The organism is Dactylosporangium sp. NPDC050688, from assembly GCF_040654515.1.
Classification (GTDB): Bacteria; Actinomycetota; Actinomycetes; order Mycobacteriales; family Micromonosporaceae; genus Dactylosporangium.
On the sequence record NZ_JBFAIC010000005.1, the window covers coordinates 132,490 to 151,708 of the forward strand.

The 19,219-nt window shown below is 73.2% G+C and carries 20 protein-coding genes and 1 tRNA gene; 8 read left to right on the top strand and 13 right to left on the bottom strand.

Translation table 11 applies throughout. The features are described from left to right. Positions 1–21: 21 nt before the first annotated feature. Positions 22–474 (top strand): PaaI family thioesterase, encoded by a 453-nt coding sequence (locus AB0H83_RS07500; RefSeq protein ID WP_360088410.1) that lies wholly within the window; start codon positions 22–24, stop codon positions 472–474. Between the two features lie 114 nt (positions 475–588). Further along, positions 589–1,194: a hypothetical protein gene (locus AB0H83_RS07505; protein ID WP_360088413.1), complete on the top strand. Its 606-nt coding sequence runs from the start codon at positions 589–591 to the stop codon at positions 1,192–1,194. A 16-nt stretch (positions 1,195–1,210) separates the two neighbouring features. Here the strand turns inward: AB0H83_RS07505 and AB0H83_RS07510 are convergent, their stop codons facing one another. Further along, the gene (locus AB0H83_RS07510; RefSeq protein ID WP_360088416.1) at positions 1,211–1,840 is read right to left on the bottom strand and encodes a TetR/AcrR family transcriptional regulator; all 630 of its coding nucleotides are present in this window, start codon (positions 1,838–1,840) and stop codon (positions 1,211–1,213) included. 60 nt (positions 1,841–1,900) lie between these two features. Here AB0H83_RS07510 and AB0H83_RS07515 point away from each other — a divergent pair, with 60 nt between their 5' ends. Genes AB0H83_RS07515 through AB0H83_RS07525 form a run of 3 tightly spaced genes read left to right on the top strand, consistent with a single transcriptional unit; the run spans position 1,901 to position 5,485 of the window. Next, on the top strand, positions 1,901–3,052 hold the full coding sequence (locus tag AB0H83_RS07515; RefSeq protein ID WP_360088419.1) for an acyl-CoA dehydrogenase family protein: 1,152 nt from the start codon (positions 1,901–1,903) through the stop codon (positions 3,050–3,052). A gap of 13 nt (positions 3,053–3,065) precedes the next feature. After that, positions 3,066–4,409, top strand: coding sequence for an aldehyde dehydrogenase family protein (locus AB0H83_RS07520; protein WP_360088422.1), 1,344 nt, complete (start codon positions 3,066–3,068; stop codon positions 4,407–4,409). Further along, a complete protein-coding gene (locus tag AB0H83_RS07525; protein WP_360088425.1) occupies positions 4,406–5,485 on the top strand; it encodes a Zn-dependent alcohol dehydrogenase in 1,080 nt (359 codons plus the stop codon). Before AB0H83_RS07520 ends, AB0H83_RS07525 begins: the two co-directional genes overlap by 4 nt. Positions 5,486–5,510: 25 nt before the next feature. Here AB0H83_RS07525 and AB0H83_RS07530 read toward each other — a convergent pair whose 3' ends face one another. The 8 genes from AB0H83_RS07530 to AB0H83_RS07565 all read right to left on the bottom strand — a co-directional run bounded on the left by AB0H83_RS07530 (position 5,511) and on the right by AB0H83_RS07565 (position 12,922). Beyond that, positions 5,511–6,338: an alpha/beta fold hydrolase gene (locus AB0H83_RS07530; protein WP_360088428.1), complete on the bottom strand. Its 828-nt coding sequence runs from the start codon at positions 6,336–6,338 to the stop codon at positions 5,511–5,513. Positions 6,339–6,423: 85 nt separating this feature from the next. Next, positions 6,424–7,872, bottom strand: a complete 1,449-nt coding sequence (locus AB0H83_RS07535; RefSeq protein ID WP_360088431.1) for an NAD(P)/FAD-dependent oxidoreductase — start codon at positions 7,870–7,872, stop codon at positions 6,424–6,426. Between the two features lie 79 nt (positions 7,873–7,951). After that, the gene (locus tag AB0H83_RS07540) at positions 7,952–9,157 is read right to left on the bottom strand and encodes a hypothetical protein (RefSeq protein WP_360088434.1); all 1,206 of its coding nucleotides are present in this window, start codon (positions 9,155–9,157) and stop codon (positions 7,952–7,954) included. A gap of 20 nt (positions 9,158–9,177) precedes the next feature. Further along, positions 9,178–9,840, bottom strand: a complete 663-nt coding sequence (locus tag AB0H83_RS07545) for a hypothetical protein (RefSeq protein ID WP_360088437.1) — start codon at positions 9,838–9,840, stop codon at positions 9,178–9,180. 61 nt (positions 9,841–9,901) lie between these two features. After that, positions 9,902–10,591, bottom strand: a complete 690-nt coding sequence (locus AB0H83_RS07550) for a hypothetical protein (protein ID WP_360088440.1) — start codon at positions 10,589–10,591, stop codon at positions 9,902–9,904. Between the two features lie 26 nt (positions 10,592–10,617). Continuing rightward, complete coding sequence (locus AB0H83_RS07555; protein WP_360088443.1) at positions 10,618–11,190, bottom strand: hypothetical protein; 573 nt, start codon at positions 11,188–11,190, stop codon at positions 10,618–10,620. 155 nt (positions 11,191–11,345) lie between these two features. Continuing rightward, positions 11,346–11,555, bottom strand: a complete 210-nt coding sequence (locus AB0H83_RS07560) for a peroxidase family protein (RefSeq protein WP_360088446.1) — start codon at positions 11,553–11,555, stop codon at positions 11,346–11,348. Between the two features lie 227 nt (positions 11,556–11,782). Beyond that, positions 11,783–12,922, bottom strand: a complete 1,140-nt coding sequence (locus AB0H83_RS07565) for a damage-control phosphatase ARMT1 family protein (RefSeq protein WP_360088449.1) — start codon at positions 12,920–12,922, stop codon at positions 11,783–11,785. Positions 12,923–12,952: 30 nt separating this feature from the next. Between AB0H83_RS07565 and AB0H83_RS07570 the strand changes: the two genes are divergently transcribed. The 3 genes from AB0H83_RS07570 (at position 12,953) to AB0H83_RS07580 (ending at position 15,816) form a co-directional block, all read left to right on the top strand. After that, complete coding sequence (locus AB0H83_RS07570) at positions 12,953–13,294, top strand: YkvA family protein (RefSeq protein ID WP_360088452.1); 342 nt, start codon at positions 12,953–12,955, stop codon at positions 13,292–13,294. A 128-nt stretch (positions 13,295–13,422) separates the two neighbouring features. Continuing rightward, complete coding sequence (locus AB0H83_RS07575) at positions 13,423–14,478, top strand: hypothetical protein (RefSeq protein ID WP_360088455.1); 1,056 nt, start codon at positions 13,423–13,425, stop codon at positions 14,476–14,478. Between the two features lie 183 nt (positions 14,479–14,661). Next, the gene (locus tag AB0H83_RS07580) at positions 14,662–15,816 is read left to right on the top strand and encodes an alanine--tRNA ligase-related protein (RefSeq protein WP_360088458.1); all 1,155 of its coding nucleotides are present in this window, start codon (positions 14,662–14,664) and stop codon (positions 15,814–15,816) included. A gap of 362 nt (positions 15,817–16,178) precedes the next feature. On the opposite strand, the gene AB0H83_RS07585 is transcribed toward AB0H83_RS07580, so the two are convergent. From AB0H83_RS07585 to AB0H83_RS07600, 4 genes are all read right to left on the bottom strand, one after another. Next, positions 16,179–16,250: transfer RNA gene (locus AB0H83_RS07585), tRNA-Val, on the bottom strand. Positions 16,251–16,326: 76 nt separating this feature from the next. Continuing rightward, on the bottom strand, positions 16,327–16,551 hold the full coding sequence (locus AB0H83_RS07590) for a DUF6158 family protein (RefSeq protein WP_360088461.1): 225 nt from the start codon (positions 16,549–16,551) through the stop codon (positions 16,327–16,329). A 47-nt stretch (positions 16,552–16,598) separates the two neighbouring features. Then, positions 16,599–18,683, bottom strand: a complete 2,085-nt coding sequence (locus AB0H83_RS07595; protein WP_360088464.1) for a family 20 glycosylhydrolase — start codon at positions 18,681–18,683, stop codon at positions 16,599–16,601. Positions 18,684–18,756: 73 nt separating this feature from the next. Beyond that, positions 18,757–18,909, bottom strand: a complete 153-nt coding sequence (locus AB0H83_RS07600) for a DUF5937 family protein (RefSeq protein ID WP_360088467.1) — start codon at positions 18,907–18,909, stop codon at positions 18,757–18,759. Positions 18,910–19,219: the final 310 nt, after the last annotated feature.

A 19,219-nucleotide genomic window follows, 5' to 3' on the forward strand; every position in this document is an offset into this window, starting at 1 on the left:
CTTACCGTGAGGAGCCGCACGATGACGGACCGCCCGATCACCGCCGGTGAGCGTTACGCCGACGCCGGCGACTGGAACGGCAGCCGGGGCGACGGGCCGAACCTGTGGCGGACCCTGGGGTTCCGGCGCACCGGCTGGCAGCCCGGCGGGTCGACCGTGGAGTGGGACGCGACCGTCGAGTACGGCTTCACCACCCCCGGCGGGCCGGTGATCCAGGGAGGCCTGGTCACCGCGATCCTCGACTCCGCGATGGGCGGCGCCTGCTTCACCACCCTCGACCGCGGCGAGTTGTTCCTGACCGCGGACCTGCGGGTCGACTTCTTCCGCCCGACCCGGCCGGGGACGCTGCGCGCCGTCGGCACCGTCCTGCGCCGCACCCGCAAGGTCGTGTTCTGCGCCGCGGAGCTGTACGACACCGCCGGCACCACCCTCGCGGCCAGCCGTTGCACGCAGGTCCTGATGCCCGCCGCATGATCCACGCGAACGGTCCGGCCGGCGGATTTTCCGGGCGTTTCGCAGCGTCAAGGTTTGCTCAAGGAACGACGCCCGCGATTCCGCCCGCCCGGGGCGACCCGCCACGGTGAACGGGTGAACATCGTGTCAACCGGCGAGCGCTACAGGGCCTCGACCGTCGCCGCGTTCGAGGCGGCCGTGCTGGTGCGATGTACAGGGGTGTGCGGTGGAGGAGGGCGGTCCCGGACGCTGGGTGGCGCCCGGGTCCGCACCGCCTTCGCGCACGCACCAGCGGGGGTGCTCGCCGAGTTCAACCGGTCCGTCGCCGCGGACTGGCTGGTCGAGCTGCTGGGGGCAGCCGGCCACTCGGCGAGCGTGCACCGCTACACCGCGGGCACGCGCCACCGGTACGAGATCTTCCGGGTGGTCACCGCCCCGTCGACCGCGGCCTTCCTCGACCGCGCCTGGCAGCAGGGCTACGCCGACCTGTGCGGCGCCCCCGCGCTGCCGCGCTCGGCCCGCCAGATCCGCCACGCCCGCCAGCTGGCCGAGTCGGCGTGGCGGGGCGTGCTGCTGGTGTCGGGGCCGTCCCGCTCCGGCTCCCCCGGCCTGCGCGTCGCCGACCTGGACACGGCCACGGTGCTGATCCGCGCCGGCCGGATGTTGAGCATGCCGGTGCGCATGAGCACCCGCCCCGGTGGGCAGATCCTGCTCGTCATGCCGCAGGAGGCGGTCGCCTGAGGCGGTCGCGCGGGGGTCAGCCCGGCAGCTGCTCGAATTTGCGCTCCAGGCCGTCCACCAGCGCCTCCAGGCCCAGCTCGAACGCGCTGTCGTCGACGTGCGCGTGCTGGCCGGCCAGGCGGTGCGCGTCGCGCAGGTGCGGGTAGTCGCGCGCGTACAGGTCGGGGTCGTCGACGAAGCCGAGCGCGAACGAGCCCAGGGCCGACCCCGCGACGAAGAACCGCATGGTCGCGCCGATGCGGGTGGCGTGCCCCGGCGGCCAGCCGGCGCTGACGAGCGCGCCGTAGACCGCGTCGGCCAGGCGCAGCGACGCCGGGCGCCGGGCCGGGCCGCGGGCCAGGAACGGCACCACGTTCGGGTGCGCGCGGAACGCCGCCCGGTACGCCCGGGCCCACGCCTTCAGCGCCTCCGGCCACGGGTCGCGCCCCAGCATGGACAGGTCGACGCCGGCGACGATGCTGTCGCCGATCGCGTCGACGATCTGCTCCTTGGTGGCGAAGTGGTTGTACAGCGAGGGCGCCTGGACGCCCAGCTCACGGGCCAGCCGCCGGGTGGACAGCGCGTCGAGCCCGTCGGCGTCGACGATCGCGGTGGCCACCTCGACGATGCGGTCACGGCTGAGGAGTGGCGTTCTGGGGCGGACCATGGCTACGATCTTAGAAACTAACGGCGTTAGTTAAGTGACCCAGCCGCTGAAGGACTGCCCATGGACTTCACGCTCAACGACGAACAGCGCGCGATCCGCGAGGTGACCGCCGGGTTCGTCGGCCGCGAGATCACCCCGCACGCCGCCGCCTGGGACCGCGCCGAGCACGTCGACCTGGGCATCGTCAAGAAGCTCGCCGGCCTGGGCATCCTCGGCATCACGATCCCCGAGGAGCACGGCGGCAGCGGCGGCGACCACACCACCTACTGCCTGGTGCTGGAGGAGCTCGGCAAGGGCGACTCGTCGGTGCGCGGCATCGTGTCGGTGTCCCTCGGGCTCGTCGCGAAGAGCATCAACGGCTACGGCACCCCCGCGCAGAAGGCCGCCTGGCTGCCGCGGCTGTGCGCCGGCGACGCCCTCGGCTGCTTCGCCCTGACCGAGCCCGACACCGGCTCCGACGCCGGCGCCCTGGCCACCCGCGCCACCCGCGTCGACGGCGGCTGGCGCCTCGACGGGTCGAAGATGTTCATCACCAACGGCACCTGGGCGCAGGTCGCAGTGGTCTTCGCCCGCACCGGCGGCCCGGGCCCGAAGGGCGTCTCGGCGTTCCTCGTCCCCACCGGCACGCCCGGCCTGCGCATCGAGGAGATCCACGGCAAGCTCGGGCTGCGCGGCCAGGCGACCGCGGCGCTGACGTTCGACGGCGTCACCGTCGGCGACGACGCGATGCTCGGCGCCGAGGGCGAAGGGTTCAGGATCGCGATGTCGGCCCTGGCGAAGGGGCGCATGTCCCTGGCCGCCGGCTGCGTCGGGATCATCCAGGGCTGCCTGGAGGCGGCCGTGGACTACGCGAAGCAGCGCGAGCAGTTCGGCCGGCCGATCGCCTCGTTCCAACTCGTGCAGCAGCTCATCGCCGACATCTCCGTCGAGGCCGACGCGGCCCGGCTGCTGACCTGGCGGGTCGCGGACCTCATCGACCGGGGCCTGCCGTTCGCCACCGAGTCCTCCACCGCGAAGCTCTACGCCTCCGAGGCCGCGGTCCGCTCGGCGAACGCCGCGCTGCAGGTGTTCGGCGGCTACGGCTACATCGACGAGTACCCGGTGGGCAAATACCTGCGCGACGCGCGGGTCACTACCGTGTACGAGGGGACGAGCCAGATCCAGAAGCTCATCATCGGTCGCGCCCTCACCGGCGTGAACGCGTTCGTCTGAGAGGGCCGCTGTCATGATCGACGTCTACAACCCGGCGACCGAGCAGGTCATCGGGGCCGTGCCCGAGACCGCCGACGTGGACCCGGCCGTCGCCGCCGCCCGGGCCGCGCTCGGACCCTGGTCGGCGCTGCCGCGCGCCGCCCGCGCCGCGCACCTCGCCGCGCTGCGCGACCTGCTCGCCGCCCACGCCGAGGAGCTCGCCGCGCTGATCACCGCCGAGATGGGCGCGCCCCTTGCGATCTCGCGCAAGGTCCAGGTCGGGCTGCCGATCGCGGTGCTGTCCTCGATGGTCGACCTCCTCGCCGGCGACGAGCCGCAGGAGCGCATCGGCAACAGCCTGGTCGTGCGGGACCCGGTCGGGGTCGTCGCGGCGATCACTCCGTGGAACTACCCGCTGCACCAGACGGTCGCGAAGCTCGCCCCCGCGCTCGCCGCCGGCAACACCGTCGTGCACAAGCCGAGCGAGGTCGCGCCCCTGTCGGCGCTGCGCCTGCATGAGCTGGTCCGCGAGGCCGGGCTGCCCGACGGCGTCTACAACCTCGTCACCGGGTACGGCGACCCGACCGGCGCGGCCCTCGCCGGGCACCCCGGCGTCGACCTCGTGTCGTTCACCGGGTCGACGGGCGCCGGGCGCACCGTGGCGGCACTGGCGGCGAAGAACCTCACGCGGGTGTCGCTGGAGCTGGGCGGCAAGTCCGCGAACGTGGTCCTGCCCGACGCGGACCTGGCCGCCGCGGTGAAGGTCGGCGTCGGCAACTGCCTGCTCAACTCCGGCCAGACGTGCACCGCCTGGACCCGGCTGCTCGTGCACGAGTCGCAGCACGACGAGGCGGTCGGCCTCGCCGTGGCGGCCGCGTCCCGCTACACCGTCGGCGACCCCACCGACCCGGCCACCCGCCTGGGCCCCCTGGCGTCGGCGGCCCAGCGCGACCGGGTGCTGTCCTATGTGGAGCGTGGCCGGGCCGCGGGCGCGAAGCTCGCGAACGAGCCCGGATCCGTGCCGGACGTCGGTTACTACGTCGCGCCGGTCGTCTTCGCCGACGTCGACCCCGAGTCCGTGATCGCGCAGGAGGAGATCTTCGGCCCGGTGCTGTCGATCATCCGGTACCGCGACGAGGACGACGCCGTACGCATCGCCAACGGCACCCGGTACGGGCTGGCCGGCAGCGTCTGGTCCGGCTCACCCGAGCGGGCGCTCGCGGTCGCGCGGCGGCTGCGCACCGGCCAGGTCGACGTCAACGGCGCGTCGTTCAACCCCCTCGCCCCCTTCGGCGGGATCGGCGACTCCGGCTACGGCCGGGAGCTCGGCGTCCACGGATACGAGGAGTTCACGTCGGTGAAGGCGGTCCAGCTGTGACCCGCGCCCTGGTCCTGCGGGCCGTGGACGGCCCCGCCGCCGTGGAGGAGGTCGACCTGAACCCGGTCGGGCCCGCGCAGGTGCGGGTGCGCCTGGCCGCCGCCGGCGTCTGCCACTCCGACCTGTCCCTGGCCAACGGCACGCTGCGCCAGCCGTTCCCGGTCGTCCTCGGCCACGAGGGCGCCGGCGTCGTCGCCGAGGTCGGCTCGGCCGTGACCGGTCTCGCGGTCGGCGACCACGTGGTGCTCAACTGGTCGCCGCCGTGCCGGTCCTGCTGGTTCTGCGAGGCCGGCGAGCCGTACCTGTGCGCGCACGCCGACGACGCCCGCGGGGTGCCGTTCGCCCGCACCGCCGGCGGCGAGGACGTCTACGCGGGCCTCGGCACCGGCGCGTTCGCCACCGAGACCGTCATCGGCGCCAACGCCTGCATCCCGGTGCCCGCCGACATCCCCCTGGAGGAGGCGGCCCTGCTCGGCTGCGCCGTCCTCACCGGCGTCGGGGCGATCCTGAACTCCGCCCGGGTGCGCCCCGGCGAGTCCGTGGCCGTGATCGGCCTCGGCGGCGTCGGCCTCGCCGCCCTGCAGGGCGCCCGCATCGCCGGCGCCACCACGATCATCGCCGTCGACCCGGCACCGGCGAAGGCGGACCTGGCCCTGTCCCTCGGCGCGACCCACTTCCTCGCGCCCGGCCCGTCCCTGGCCAAGGAGATCCGCGCGCTGACCTCCGGCCGCGGCGCCGACCACGCCGTCGAGTGCGTCGGGCGGGCCGCGACGATCCGCGCCGCCTGGTCCGTCACCCGCCGCGGCGGGCGCGCCACGGTCCTCGGCCTCGGCTCCGGCAGCGACGAGGTCACGTTCAGCGCGCTGGAGGTGGCGTACTTCGCCCGGACGCTGACCGGCTGCATGTACGGCAGCACCGACCCGGCGGTGGACGTACCGGTGCTGCTGTCGCACTACCGGGCGGGCGAGCTGGACCTGGCCGCCCTGGTCACCGACCACGTCTCCCTGGCCGAGGTGGGCGACGCCTTCGACCGCATGCGCAACGGCGTCGGCGCCCGCACGCTCGTGCACTTCTGAGCGGCGCCGGACTTCTGCGTGGTGCTCAGCTCTGGGCCGGCTCGCCGTCGTGGGCGCGGGCGGCGGCGGTGGTCCGCAGGATGACGGCGGCGACGCCGGCCGGGTCGTCGCTCATCGGGACGTGGCCGCAGCCGTCGAGCGCGACGTGCTGCGCCCACGGGAGCCGCTCCCGGGCGACGCCGGCCTGGACCGGCAGGAAGATCCGGTCCCGGGAGCCCCACGCGATGGTGACCGGCACGCCGTCGGGACGGCCGGTGTACGTGTACGCGCGGCCGTGCCGGGCGACCGCCGCGAAGCCCTTGCCGCCGCGCAGCGCCAGGGTGTCGGCGAGGGCGCGCTCGGCGGTGAGCACGCCGGGGTTGCGCACCAGCCAGCCGAAGGAGAACGCCTTGCCGAAACCGGTGCGGTAGAAGGCCTTCAGCACCGGCGTGGGGGTGAAGGCGCCGATGCGGTGCCCGCGCAGGATGCTCAGCGCCCGGCGCACCTGGGCCGGGGTGCAGAAGCCGGCGGGCGACAGTGCGGTCACGGAGCTGGCGTGCCCGGCCGCGGCGAGCTCCAGGGCGATCGCGCCGCCGAGGCTGTTGCCGGCGACGTGCGGCCGGTCCAGCCCCGTCTCGGCGAACCACCCGGCGAGCGCCTCGACGGCGCTGGGCATGCCGAGGTCCCCGGCCCGGGCCGGCGAGCGGCCGAAGCCCGGCAGGTCGATCGCGATCACGTCGTGGTGCTCGGCGAGCAGGTCGATGACGGGCTCCCAGGCCCGCCAGTGGTGGCCGATGCCGTGGATGAGCACGAGCGGCTCACCGGCGCCCCGGCGGACGCTGTGGATGCTGCCGCTGCCGCTGGTCACGGTCATGCCGTCACCTCCGCTGCGCTCCGGCGCCGGCCTGACCTCCACCCTGAGCCCATGATTCGCAGCCCTCCGCTGCGCTCCGGCCTGCTCATGCGGTCACCTCGTATGCGTTGACGTCGAAGCGCTTCATGCGCTGGCGGAAGCGCCAGGTGGACCCCGGCCACAGGGTCGAGTTGCGGCCGGTGGCGTCGATGTACCAGCTGCTGCAGCCGCCGGTCGCCCAGACCGTCCCGGCCATCCGGCGGTCCACGGCGTGCACGAACGCCCGCTGCGCCGCCTCGCGCGGCTCCACGCTGCGGGCGCCGGTGCGGCGCAGGTGCTCCAGCGCGCCGAGCACGTAGTTGAGCTGCGCCTCGATCATCAGGACCACGGAGTTGTGCCCGAGGCCGGTGTTCGGGCCCAGCAGCAGGAACAGGTTGGGGAAGCCGGCGACGGTGGTGCCGCGGTACGCCCGCGGGCTGCCCTGCCACACCTCGGCGAGGCTGCGCCCGTCCCGCCCGCGGACCCGCTCGGCGATCGGCAGGTCGGTGACGCGGAAGCCCGTACCGAAGATGATCGTGTCGGCCTCGTGCTCGGCGCCGTCGCGGGTGACGATCCCATGTGGACGGACCTCGGCGATCGCCTCGGTCACCACGTCGACGTTGTCCCTGGTGAGCGCCGGGTAGTAGGTGTTGGACTTCAGCACCCGCTTGCAGCCCATCGCGTAGGACGGGGTGAGCCGGGCGCGCAGCACCGGGTCGGCGACGGCCGCGCGCAGGTTGCGCAGCGCGATCCGCTGCGCCAGCCGCATCACGCGCGGGCGGAGGAAGCCGATCACGGTGGACTCGATGCCCCAGTACACGAGCGTGCGCATCAGCCGCTGGGCGCCGGGGATCCGCCGGTACACCGTGTGCTCCCAGCGGCGCAGGGGCCGCTCGTTGCGCGGCATGACCCACGCGGCGGTCCGCTGGAAGAGGGTCAGCCGCCCGACGACCGGCTGGATCGCCGGCACGAACTGGATCGCGGACGCACCGGTGCCGATCACGGCGACGCGCCGGCCGGTCAGGTCGAGGTCGTGGTCCCACCTGGAGGAGTGGAACGTCTCGCCGCGGAACGTCTCCAGGCCGGGCAGCTTCGGGATCACCGGTTCGTTGAGCGGGCCGCCGGCGCTGATGAGCACGTCGGCGGTCCAGTCGCCGCGGGACGTCTCGATCCGCCAGTGCCCGGCGGCCCCGTCCCAGGACGCCTGCCGTACCTCGGTGCCGAACCGGATGCTGGGCCGCAGCCCGAACCGGTTCGCGCAGCGGCGCAGGTAGTCCCAGATCTCCGGCTGCGGTGAGTAGGTGCTGCTCCAGTCCGGGTTCAGCGCGAACGAGAACGAGTACACGTGCGAGGGCACGTCGCAGGCGCAGCCCGGGTATACGTTGTCCCGCCACGTCCCGCCGAGGTCCCCGGCCCGTTCGAGGATGACGAAGTCGTCGTGGCCGCGCCGCTTGAGCCGGATCGCGGCGCCCAGCCCACCGAACCCCGCCCCGATGATGGCGATCCGGACATGCATGCAGCCTCCCTGGTACCGACTGGTACCAGGGAGGCTACCACCGGGTAGCTTGTGGTGGAAGCTACCTCGCGTCCTCGCGTCAGAGGCCGAGCAGGCGGTCCAGGAAGTCGCGGTACTGGCGCACGGCCGCGCGCAGCCGCTCCGTGTCGTCGCCGCCCTCGCCCTGCCAGCCGCTCAGCCGGGCCCGCTGCGACTCCAGGGCGCCGGTGACAGTCGCGACGGCCTCGCCGACCAGCTGGTCGGCCTCGCCGGCCACGGACCGCGGGTCGTCGATGAACCGCAGCTGCAGCTCACGCCACCGCTCCCGCAACCCGTCGGCGGCGCCGTCGGCCCAGATCGCCCCGACCGGCGCGGCATCGACCGCCCCGGGCCGCAGCTCCTGTTGCCCGTCGTGCTCGGCGTGCCCGTCGTACTCGGCGTTCACGGGAACGGGGACCGCGACCACGTCACCGGGGTCGAGGTCGGTGCCGGCGTCATGGGTCACGGCGGTGTCGGCGTCGTCGTCGCGGGCGACGTCAGCGTCGGTGTCGTCGGCCACGTCGGCGTCAGCGTCGGCGGCGTCAGCGTCGGCGTCGGCGTCGGCGTCGGCGTCCGAGTCAACGGTGCCGTCCGTGTCGTTGCCGGCGGTCGCGTCGTGGTCCGTGGCCGGGTCGGTGCGGTCCTCCAGGAGGGTGCCGGTGCGGGTGTCCGCGTGGTCCTCGGGGAGGGAGCCGGCCCGCAGCTGGGTCGCGTGCTCGGCGGCCCAGGCACGGTCCTCGGCGTCCTCCGCGGCGGCGGCCGCCGCCTCGTCGCGCTCGTCCGCCGGCGAGTCCACCTGGTCGCCGGTCTGCTCGGCGGTCCACACGCTGGTGCGCTCGTCCGAGCGCTCGTCGTCGGTCCGGGCGTCCACGTCGGCGGGGACGAAGTCGGTGTCGCCGCGCGCCTCGGCCTCCTCCCGGGCGTCTTCTTGAGCCTCGTCCCAGGCCTCGTCCCGGGCCTCTTCCCGGGCCTCTTCCTGGGCCTCGTCCCGGGTCTCGGCGCGCTCCTCCTCCAGGGCCTCGTCGCGGTCGACGACCTCGACGTCGTCACGGCCGGCGACGCCGTCGTGGTCGGTGCCGGCGAGGGCGGTGCCTGACGCGTACGTGCCCGCCGGGTACGGCTCCCCCTCCCGGACGTCGCCGTCGCGCAGTTCGGTGTCATGGGGGTGGGCGGTGCCCACGGCGACGTCGGTCCTGTCGCTGTCGTCGGCCGGGTCGCGGGGCGCGGGGACGTGCCCCTCGTTCACAGTGTCGCGTTGGTCCTGCATCGAGGTGTCCTTTCCCGGCCCTACGACCGGCGGCTGTCGTGGGCGACGTCTTCGGGGTCACGCTGCGCCGGCACGGCGGCGGGCGGCTCGTCCCCGGCGTCGTGCGGGTCGGTGTGGGTGTCGGTGTGGGTGGTGGCCGCGGCGCCGGGGGTGACGTCGGTGCCGAGCAGGTCGGAGAAGAGCGTGCGGTAGTGCACGACGGCCTGGCGCAGCTGCTCGGTGGTGGCCTCACCACGGTCGCTGAGCTGGCTGATCTCGTGCGCGTCGCGGTAGTGGCCGAGGGTCCGGGCGTGCTCGACCGACAGGTGCGCGACCTGCTCCTCGTACTCGCCGCTCGGGTACCCGCGCTCGGCGACCAGGTCGGTGACGAGGGCGTCGGCGTCGCGGACGGCGCCCGCCGGGTCGTCCAGGAACCGGGCCTGGATCTCCTCCCAGGCGGCGGTGTACCGGGCGCGCGCCTCGGGGGTCAGGTCGCGCAGCTCGAGCTCGGCGTGGCGCCGTTCGCGCTCGCGGAGCTCACGTTCGACGGCGACGCGGCTGTCACCCTCGGCGACGGCCCGGTCGTACTCGGGGCCGAACCGGTGCTGCAGCGCCCGCCGCCGGGTGACGAACCAGATGCCGTAACCGATCGCCGCGATCACCAGGAGCACGACGATCGTGATGAGAACTTGGGTGGTTGTCATGGCGGTCCTCCTTCACAGGAGGTATGCCCGCATGACATGACGTATCAAACGAGCCCGGTCACTACGGGCCGACGAGGTGGGTCAGGAAGTCGCGGTACCCGTGCACCGCCGCCCGCAGCTGTTCGGTGTCGTCGCGGCCGCTGGCCCGCCACGAGCTGAGCTGGTCCTTGCGGGCGTTCAGCGACGCGGTGACCCCCGCGAGCGCGTCGTCGACGAGGCGTTCGGCCTCACCGGCGGCGGTCTGCGGGTCGTCGACGAACCGCAGCTGCAGCTCCTGCCAGCGGGCGCGCACCTCGTACGCGTGCCCCTCCGACGTCAGCGACGAGGACGCCGAGGCGAAGTACGTCCCGGCCGCCGGCACCGACGACATCGGCGCGGGCATCGCCGGGGCGGCGGCCGCACCGTACGCGGCGCCGTACGTCGCCGGTGCCGCCATGCCGGTGGGGGCCATCGCACCCGGCATCCCGGCGGGCATCCCGCTGGGCATCCCGTTGGGGGCCATCGCGTTGGGGGCCATGCCATTGGGTGCCATCCCGTTGACCGGCACGCCGCCGGCCGCCATCCCGTTCGGGGACACGCCATTGGGCGACATGCCGTTGGGGGTCGCCGGCGCCGGGGGGCGGGGGGTGGGCGGGCCCGACGGGGTGGCCGCCTCCTCCTCTTCCTCCTCCTTGCCACCGCGCAGCAGGATCCAGCCGCCGACGGCCAGGGCCAGTACGACCAGGCCGATCGTGATCGTCGTCGAGTTCATGGTGAACTCCCTACTCCCGTGAACGGTTACAGGCCGAGAATGCGGTCGAGGAACTCGCGGTAGTCGCGCAGCGAGGCGCGCAGGTTCTCGGTGTCGAGGCCGCGGCTGGCCCGCTGCTGGTGCAGCTGGGTGCGCCGCGAGTCGAGGGAGGTGGTCAGGGACGCGACCGCCTCCTGGACGAGCCGTTCGGCCTCCCCGGCGACCAGGTGCGGGTCGTCGAGGAACTTCGATTGCAGTTCCTGCCACCGGCCGCGGATGCGCTGCCGGTCGGTGTCGTTCCACAGGGACGCGAGGTTCGCGGCGGACGTGCCGCCGACGTTCGCGCGGTACGGCGCGGCGTTGACCTGCCCCGAGCTGCTGCCCGGCGCGTTCATCGGCGCCGCGCTGCTCTGCGCCGCGCTGCTCTGCGCCGCACTGCTCTGGGGCGCGCTGTTCTGGGCTGCGCTGTTCTGGGCCGCGCTGGGCGGCGTCGCGCTGTCCTGCGCGGCGCCGGTCTGGGCTCCGCCGGGCTGTGCGGACAACGGTGGCCCGGGCGCCGGCGGCTCGTCGTCAGGCTGAGTCGCCAGCTCCGGCACCGACTCGTCGGCTTCAGGTTGCATTGCGCGGTCCTACCCAGGTTTACGGAACAAAACCCGCGCCTACGCCGCGGGTGCCAGGAACACGTCCGGGGTGAGCTGTGACCGGGGGACGTCGGTGTTGAGGGCGATGATGTCACCCGGGTTCCGGCGGAAATCCACCCCGTACACCCTCCGGATCATCTCCAGGCCGGGGTCGTTCTGGCGCCGCAGCCGTCGGCGTACCGCGCGGGCGCGACCCGGCGGTACGCCTGCCCGGCGCGTCCCCAGCGCGGGTGTGCCCGGTTGTTGCCGGATCCGTCGAGGCTCTGCACCTCCAGGTCGACGCCGCCGCGGCCGGGCGGGCGGTGCCGGCCGCCGGCGGTGATCGTCAACGAAGGGGTGCTCAAGTCTGGCTGAAGCTTGCCGGTACATGTCGGACATGTCGGGTGGTGAGCGCCGTCGATGCGTGACCCGCGCCACCCTTGAGGGGTTCCGCAAGCCGACCGCAAGTGGCCGCCAAGTACCGCCCGGCAGAGTGCTCACCATGACGAAGCGCATCTGGGCCGGACCGACCTTCACCACGACGACCACCGCGGCGACGACCACGGTCACCGCCGGCGGCACCGCCGCCGCCTCAGGGTCGCACTTGGACCATGGCAAAAGCGCCGCTGGTGCGCCATGACGCGGGTAGCCCCGCTGCGGCACCCGCGGCCAACCCGACGACCACGTCCGACTTCACCGTCCGCAGGGCCGCGACCGGCCCGGGAAAGTATCCGGTGATACCCGGGAACGACGTCTCCGCCGGCCAGCTGCGATCCCCCACCAGCCGCCGGTAGTTGAGGTCGCCCTTGAGGATGGTGAGCCTCGCCGCCCCGAACCGCGCGGCGAGGCTCGCCGGCATCTGGGGGAACTCCAGCGGCGCGCAGTAGAACGCGTCGGTGACGAGCTCCAGCGTCCCGTCCTGCAGCGCCGCCCACAGCCGCCGCCCGACGGCGCCGTCCGCGGGGAAGCGCCGCAGCTCGCTGAGCACGTCGGCGGTCAGCGCGTCGGAGACGAAGTACGGCGCCGGCTTGACGTGCAGCTCGACCCGCGCAGCCCGCCCGGTGCGCAGCAGGAAGTCGATGAGCACCAGGTCGGGCAGCAGCTCCCGCCCGGCGTTGTCCGCCACCAGGCACACCGTGCCGCCGTTGAGGTGCTTCCACAGCAGGTCGGTGTCGTCGGCGATGAGGTCGTCCACCCGCTCGTGGACCTCGCCGGCCGCCCGCTGCGCCAGCTGGAAGCCGAGGTCGGCACGGTTGCCCCACAGCGACGCGGCGACCAGCGCCGAGGCCTGCTCGTCCTCGGGGAGGACCTGCAGCGCGTCGAGGGCGCGCAGCTCCTGCTCCCCCGGCACGTCGGCGGCCTTCTGCGGGCCGAACGGGTCGATCCCCCGCCACGGCCCCGGCTCGTGGTAGCCGGTCGCGTACAGCAGGCGCCGGTAGAAGTAGTTCTCCGCCCACAGGAACGGCACCTCGAACATCGACCGGCCGAAGTACGGCTCGCCCCACCGGTCCCAGTCCTCGCAGTCGTGCGCGTCGCGCGGCAGCGGGGTGACCGTCGGGTCCTGCAAGAGGCTTGCAAGGCTGTGGCGTACCGGTGCCGCGAACGGGACGTCGGCGAGCACCCGGGCGACGATGGCCGGGTGGCGGTCCCGCAACACGGATGCGGGGAACGACGCCGGGTCGTCGCTGCGGATCCGCGGCGGCAGGACGGGCACGGGTGCGTCAGCGGGCATGGTGGCAGTATCGCCCGTAGACTCGGCGCCATGGACGACACCGTGTTCTACGCGCTCATCGTGATCGGCGGCCTGCTGCTGGTCGCGGTGCTGGTGGTCGCGATCGTCCTGGCCACCCGCGTGTGGAAGACCGGCAAGTACCTGCAGGCGATGGGCGCCGGCGGCAAGTTCGCGTTCTGGGGCGCGATCATCTACACGATCTCCCCGGTCGACCTGCTGCCCGACCCGATCTACCTCGACGACGTCGGCGTCCTCGGCGCGGCCCTGTTCTACCTGACCCGCCTGGCCTCGAAGGCCCGCGAGCGCCAGCAGCAGGGCGGGTCGCTGCTGCCGCCGCAGCTGCAGCGCCGCCCGCAGCAGCGCGCCCGCTGAGCGGCAGCGCTCGCTTTCGCCCCAAACGACGCTTTGTGCGGCGCCCGGCCGCGAGTCCTTGATCCGACCCATCAACATCCACGCTTGTCGATACGCTGCCTCCCCCTTCCAAGGATGGAGGCATCCGTATGAGGCTCAGACGACTGGCAGGGCTAGTCGCCGTCACGCTCGCCACGGTGCTCACCGGCACCCTCGCCGCCGCCCGGCCGGCCGCCGCGCTGCTGCCCGACACGTTCGGTTTCGCGCTGTGGTCGGGCGGGGTGGTGTCGCAGCAGTGGCCCGCCGCGACCACCGTCAGTCCAGGCGTGCCCGGCCGGTGGACGGTCAGGTTCCCCGGCATCGGCGTCCCCGGCGGCGTCGTGCACGTGACCGCCGTCCACGACGCCGTCACCAACCCGCCCGGCCGCTGGTGCCAGGCCGACTCGTGGGGCGTCGCCGGCCCCGACGAGATCGTCCGGGTCAGCTGCTACCGCCCCGGCGGCATCCTCGACCCGCAGCCCGGCTTCTCCGTGCAGTTCGCCCGCAGCTCGGGCGTGTTCGCCGCCCAGCGCTTCGGGTACGTCGACGCCGCCCCCGCCGGCGGCACGATCACGCAGTACAACACGACCGGTGCCGCCAACACCGTCACCAACGTCGGCGCGGGCCTCTACTCCGTTGCGCTGCCCGCGCTCGGCACCGCCGGCCCGCAGGCCGGTGGCGTCCAGGTCACCGCCGTCAACCCCGGCGCCGGCGCCAGGTGCAAGGTCGCCAGCTGGCAGTCCTCCGCCAACGGCCAGTTCTTCCGGGTCTTCTGTTTCAACCCCGCCGGCGCCCTGGCGAACACCAGGTTCACGCTCACCTGGCAGTACCAGCGCGCGCTGTACGGTGGCGCCGCCCCGCCGTACAAGTTCGGCTACCTCTGGAACGCCCCGCCGCTCGGACCGGCGCTGACGAACTTCAACTCCGGCGGCCCCGCCGGAGTCCTCGCCGGCGGGCCGCCCGTCTGGACGGTGTCGTTCGCCGCGATCGGCTCCCCGCCCGGCAACGTCCAGGTCACCGCGTTCGGCACCACGCCGGACTTCTGCGGCCTGCACCAGCCGTGGACCCCGGGCGTCGGCGCGCTCGGCGCCCGGATCAACTGCTTCACCAACGCCGGCGCCCCCGTGAACAGCGGGTTCACCGTGGAGTACTCGTCGCGGTTCTGAGCCGGTACACTCGCCGTATGCGTATCAGGCACGACTTCGCCGCGGCCGCGCGAGCTCACCGCTCGCCGGACGCTGCTGCCTGATCTTCTTCCCAGTTCAGCCGGCGACCGGAGACGGTTCGCCGGCTGTGCTGTGTGCGCGGCGGGATCCGTCGACCCGGTCCATCCCGAGAAGGACCCCGCGATGGAGACGACCACCCTCACCACCCGCCAGATCGTCGGCACGTTCCTCGACTTCTACCGCGAGCGCGGCCACCAGCTCGTCGGCGACGCCACCCTCGTCCCGCCGCCGGGCGACCCGGTCCTGTTCACCAGCGCGGGCATGCACCCGCTCACGCCGTACCTCGAGGGCCGGCCGCACCCGCTGGGCCGCCGCCTCACCGGCTCACAGCGCTGCCTGCGCACCACGGACCTCGACGAGGTCGGCGACGACACGCATCTGACCATGTTCCAGATGCTCGGCTCCTGGTCGCTCGGCGACTATCCCGGCGGGCAGAGCCTGCGCTGGGGCTTCGAGCTGCTGCGCGACGGGTTCGGCGTCGACCCCGGGTCGCTGCACGCCACCGTGTACCACGGCGACCCGGACTCCCTGGACACCTGGCAGCACCTCGGCGTGCCCGTCGAGACCCTCGGCGAGGACAACTGGTGGTCCAACGGCCCCACCGGCCCCTGCGGCCCCGACTCGGAGATCTTCATCTGGACCGGCGACGGCCCTCCCACCGGTACACCTTCCACCGACAACAACTGGGTCGAGGTCTGGAACCACGTCATGATGCGCCACCGGCGCCACGCCGACGGCTCCCTCACCGACCTCGACCAGCCCTCCGTTGACACCGGCATGGGCCTGGAGCGCATGGCGATGGTCCTGCAGGGCCGCTCCAGCGTGTTCGACATCGACCTGTTCGAGCCGTGGACACGCACCGTGTCGTCGCTCTGGTCACCGTCGCGGCTGGTGTACGACCACCTCCGCGCGTCCGTCGTCGTCATCGGCGACGGCGTCCACCCGTCGAACACCGGCCGCGGCTACGTCCTGCGCCGCCTCGTCCGCCGCGTCCTGACCACCCTCTGGCGCGACGACCCGTCCCGCACCCTGCAGGACCTTCCCGCGGACCCGATCGCGTCCACTGTGGACCACCACGGCCTGCGCATCGACCCCCTGTACGTGCACGACGTCCTGGTGTACGAGGAGCGCCGCTTCGCGTCCCTGCTGCGCCGCGGCCGCCCGCTGATCGAGCGGCTGCTGCTGCGGGGGCCATTGACGGAGGACGACTTCCTCTACCTGCACGACACCCACGGCATCCCGCGCGACCTGGTCGAGGAGGTCCTCACCACCGTGTAACGCCGCCGGTCTACTGTCGTCCGGTGTGACAGGGAGCGGGGGCACCGGGCCGGACCGTATCGAGGCGTTGCAGTGATCAACACGCCGGGGCTCCAGGTCGTGCGGCCTTCGCCTCCTGGCCGAATGCCACCGCTCAGGCGATCAGCCAGGCGGGCAGGCAAGTCGAATGACGTACCCGGGGCCGACCACGGACCAGCGAGCCATTGCGCATCAGCAGGCTGGGCGACTCGCATGCGCAGCGCAGCGGAGCATGGGGGGCGCGGGGTGGGAACCCCCCGCTGGGGAGCAGGCGAAGCCTGCGCGAGGAATCCACGTGCCAAACGGCGAACGCCCCCTGCGTGAGCAGGGGGCGTTCAGGCACGTGGGCGATACTGGGATCGAACCAGTGACCTCTTCGGTGTGAACGAAGCGCGCTCCCGCTGCGCCAATCGCCCGTGACGTCTGTGTACTCTACCCGATCCACCCCGCTCCCCGCACCTCGGGGGGACGGGGAGCGAGGTGGCGGGTGCGTCAGCGGACCCGGGCGGGGTCGACCTCGCGGTCGGGGAAGCGGCGCAGGTACTCGCGTTCCAGCTCGTCGGTGCGCCTGGAGTGGTTCGTCAGGGCGTCCTCGGAGCCGTGGCGGAACGTGGCGTGGCGGGTGCCGTGCAGGCTGGACAGCTCGCGCAGCAGTTCCTCGTCGGTGAGGGAGGCCGGCGGGATACCCAGGACCGGTGATGTCTCGTTGGTGCGCATATCGGTCTGGTTACCCCGGCCGGGCCGTCGCCACACACTGAGCCTGGCTACACCAACGTGAGGGTGAAGTCGTCGGCGTAGTAGGAGGGCTGGCCGTACCAGCCGTGCACGTAGACCGTCACGGAGGTGGTGGAGGCGCCCGTGGTGAACGTGACGGTGAGCGGGGCATACGCGTTGCCGGTGCCGGGCGTCCAGGTGCTGGCGGTGACGCCGGTACCGGTGGCGCCGATGTAGACGTAGCTGCCCTGGACGTACCCGGTGAGCCGGTACGTGCGGTTCGGCTGGACGGCGACGGTCTGCTGGCACTGCGCGGTGTCGGCGGCGGTGACCGCGCCGGCCAGGGCCTTCGTGCCGGAGCGGACCGGCGACGACACGACCGAGCAGCGGCTGCCGGTCCACGGGGCGAGCGACCCGCTCTCGAACCCACCGTTGACGAGCACCCCGGCAGGCGCCGAGGAGGACGGCGAGGCAGACGGCGAGACCGAACGCGACGGCGAGGCAGACGGGGAAGCAGACGGCGAGACGGAGCGCGACGGCGACACAGAGGCAGAAGGCGACGGCAGCGTCCCCCACGGCACCTGCGGCGACCGGTAGTAGTTGATTCCCTGCACCGTCCAGCGCGGCCCCTGCGCCCCCAGCCGGACCTTGAACGTGTCCCAGTTTCGCGCGGACTGCGGCGACCACGCCAGCTCCGCCAGGGCGGGCATGCGCGGGAACGCCATGAACTCGATGTCGGCGAGGGTGCGGATGGTCTCGCTCCACAGGGGAGCTTCGACGCCGAGGATCGAGGCGGCCGGTACGCCCGGCAGGTAGGTGCCCGGGTCCCAGTTGTACGCGGTCTGCACCTCGATCAGGCCGGCCCAGGTGAGCCCGAGCGGGGTGGCGTTGGTGTACTTCATGTCGAGGTACGTCTTGTTCGCCGGGGACAGCAGGATCCTGTCGCCCTTGGCGACGGCGGAGCTGAGGTCGGCGTCGGAGGTGGTGGTGCCCCAGTACTGCGCGACCCGGCCCGCGGTGTGGTCGGCCTGGCCGATCTGGTGCCAGCCCATGACGGTCCTGCCGGTGGCACCGACGTACGGCTGCACGCGGTTCATGAAGGTGCGGTAGTCCGCGTCGCTGGTCGAGTGCGCCTCGTCGCCGCCGACGTGCAGGTAGGCGCCGGGGGTCAGAGCGGCCAGCTCGTTGAGGACCTGCTGCACGAAGGTGTACGTGACCTCCTTGTTCACGCACAGCGAGCTGAAGCCGACGTCGGTGCCGGTGTACAGCGCGGGCGCGACCCCGTTGCAGTTGAGCTCGGCGTACGAGGCGAGCGCCGCGTTGGTGTGCCCCGGCATGTCGATCTCGGGGACGATCGTGATGTGGCGGGCGGCGGCGTACGCGACGAGGTCGGTGTACTGGGCCTTGGTGTAGTACCCGCCGGCGCCGCCGCCGACCTGGGTGCTGCCGCCGACGCTGGTCAGGCGGGGCCACGCGTCGACCACGATGCGCCAGCCCTGGTCGTCGCTGAGGTGCAGGTGCAGCACGTTGAGCTTGTACTGGGCGATCTCGTCGATGTACCGCTTGACGGTGTCCACGCTGAAGAAGTGGCGGGACACGTCAAGCATGGCGCCGCGGTACGCGTACCGGGGCCGGTCGACGATGCGTCCACCGGCGACGGTCCAGGGGCCGCTCTGCACGGTCCTCGCCTCGATCGTCGGGGGCAGCAGCTGCCGGAGGGTCTGCACGCCGTGGTAGAGCCCGGCCGGGGTCTGCGCGCGGATGGTGAGCAGCGAGGCGGTGACGTCGAGCTGGTAGCCCTCGGCCCCGACGCTGGCGTCGGCGCCGGACAGCAGCAGCGCGATGCCGCTGGAAGGCGTGCCGCTGCCCGTGGTCACCGGCAGCGGGTAGCCGGTCGCCGGGCGCAGCAGGGCGGCCAGGGCGTTGCCGGCGTCGAGCGACTCGGTCTGGATGCCGGTCCCGGACCCCAGGGTGAACGTGACCCCGCCCGCGGGCTGGACGGACGCGGGCGCGGGCACCACGTCCTGCAGGTTCACCACGGCGGCGGCGGCCGGCGTGGCCGCGACGGTCCAGGCGACCCCGACGCCGGCGGTGGCGAGGGCGAGGGCGGCGGCGAGCAGGGCGGGACGGTGCACGGCGTCCTCCAGCGAAACTCATTGTAAAGTTTCCTGTTAATTGATGCCCTCCACTGTCCCGCTGTCAAGGACGTCACCGCAGCGCCGCGAGCAGGTCGACGCCGAGCGCCGCCGTGGCGGCCGCCCACGCCCGCGCCGCCGGGTGGCGCGCCGGCTCGGCGAGGGGTGACGGGGCGGACCCGCACCGCTGCGCCGGCATGCCCGTGATGTCGATCGTCAGCGTCACGCCCTCATCGTGCCAGCGCCCCGCCACGGGCCGATCCCCGTCGCGGTCGCGACCGGCCCACTTGTGATCTCGCCTGGTTGATCGAAGTCGGGTGGTGGTCGTCCGGACGACCGGGACGCGACTTGGATCATCACGGCGGTCCGGCTGGCGGTCCAGCCGGCGCGACGGCGGCCACCCGGGCAGTGAAACCCAGCAGCCGGCGCACTGGTGATCTTGCCCGGTTGATCGAAGTCGCGCCGTGGCCATCCAGGGCGGCCAGGACGCGACTTCGATCAACCACGGTGCATCCGGTCGGCGCGACGGCGACAAC

Coding starts and splice junctions, on each gene's coding strand:
- AB0H83_RS07545 (WP_360088437.1), bottom strand. CDS start 9,840: ATGACAACCACCCAAGTTCTCATCACGATCGTCGTGCTCCTGGTGATC.
- AB0H83_RS07500 (WP_360088410.1), top strand. CDS start 22: ATGACGGACCGCCCGATCACCGCCGGTGAGCGTTACGCCGACGCCGGC.
- AB0H83_RS07555 (WP_360088443.1), bottom strand. CDS start 11,190: ATGCAACCTGAAGCCGACGAGTCGGTGCCGGAGCTGGCGACTCAGCCT.
- AB0H83_RS07590 (WP_360088461.1), bottom strand. CDS start 16,551: ATGCGCACCAACGAGACATCACCGGTCCTGGGTATCCCGCCGGCCTCC.
- AB0H83_RS07550 (WP_360088440.1), bottom strand. CDS start 10,591: ATGAACTCGACGACGATCACGATCGGCCTGGTCGTACTGGCCCTGGCC.
- AB0H83_RS07535 (WP_360088431.1), bottom strand. CDS start 7,872: ATGCATGTCCGGATCGCCATCATCGGGGCGGGGTTCGGTGGGCTGGGC.
- AB0H83_RS07575 (WP_360088455.1), top strand. CDS start 13,423: ATGAGGCTCAGACGACTGGCAGGGCTAGTCGCCGTCACGCTCGCCACG.
- AB0H83_RS07540 (WP_360088434.1), bottom strand. CDS start 9,157: ATGCAGGACCAACGCGACACTGTGAACGAGGGGCACGTCCCCGCGCCC.
- AB0H83_RS07510 (WP_360088416.1), bottom strand. CDS start 1,840: ATGGTCCGCCCCAGAACGCCACTCCTCAGCCGTGACCGCATCGTCGAG.
- AB0H83_RS07580 (WP_360088458.1), top strand. CDS start 14,662: ATGGAGACGACCACCCTCACCACCCGCCAGATCGTCGGCACGTTCCTC.
- AB0H83_RS07530 (WP_360088428.1), bottom strand. CDS start 6,338: ATGACCGTGACCAGCGGCAGCGGCAGCATCCACAGCGTCCGCCGGGGC.
- AB0H83_RS07570 (WP_360088452.1), top strand. CDS start 12,953: ATGGACGACACCGTGTTCTACGCGCTCATCGTGATCGGCGGCCTGCTG.
- AB0H83_RS07565 (WP_360088449.1), bottom strand. CDS start 12,922: ATGCCCGCTGACGCACCCGTGCCCGTCCTGCCGCCGCGGATCCGCAGC.
- AB0H83_RS07515 (WP_360088419.1), top strand. CDS start 1,901: ATGGACTTCACGCTCAACGACGAACAGCGCGCGATCCGCGAGGTGACC.
- AB0H83_RS07520 (WP_360088422.1), top strand. CDS start 3,066: ATGATCGACGTCTACAACCCGGCGACCGAGCAGGTCATCGGGGCCGTG.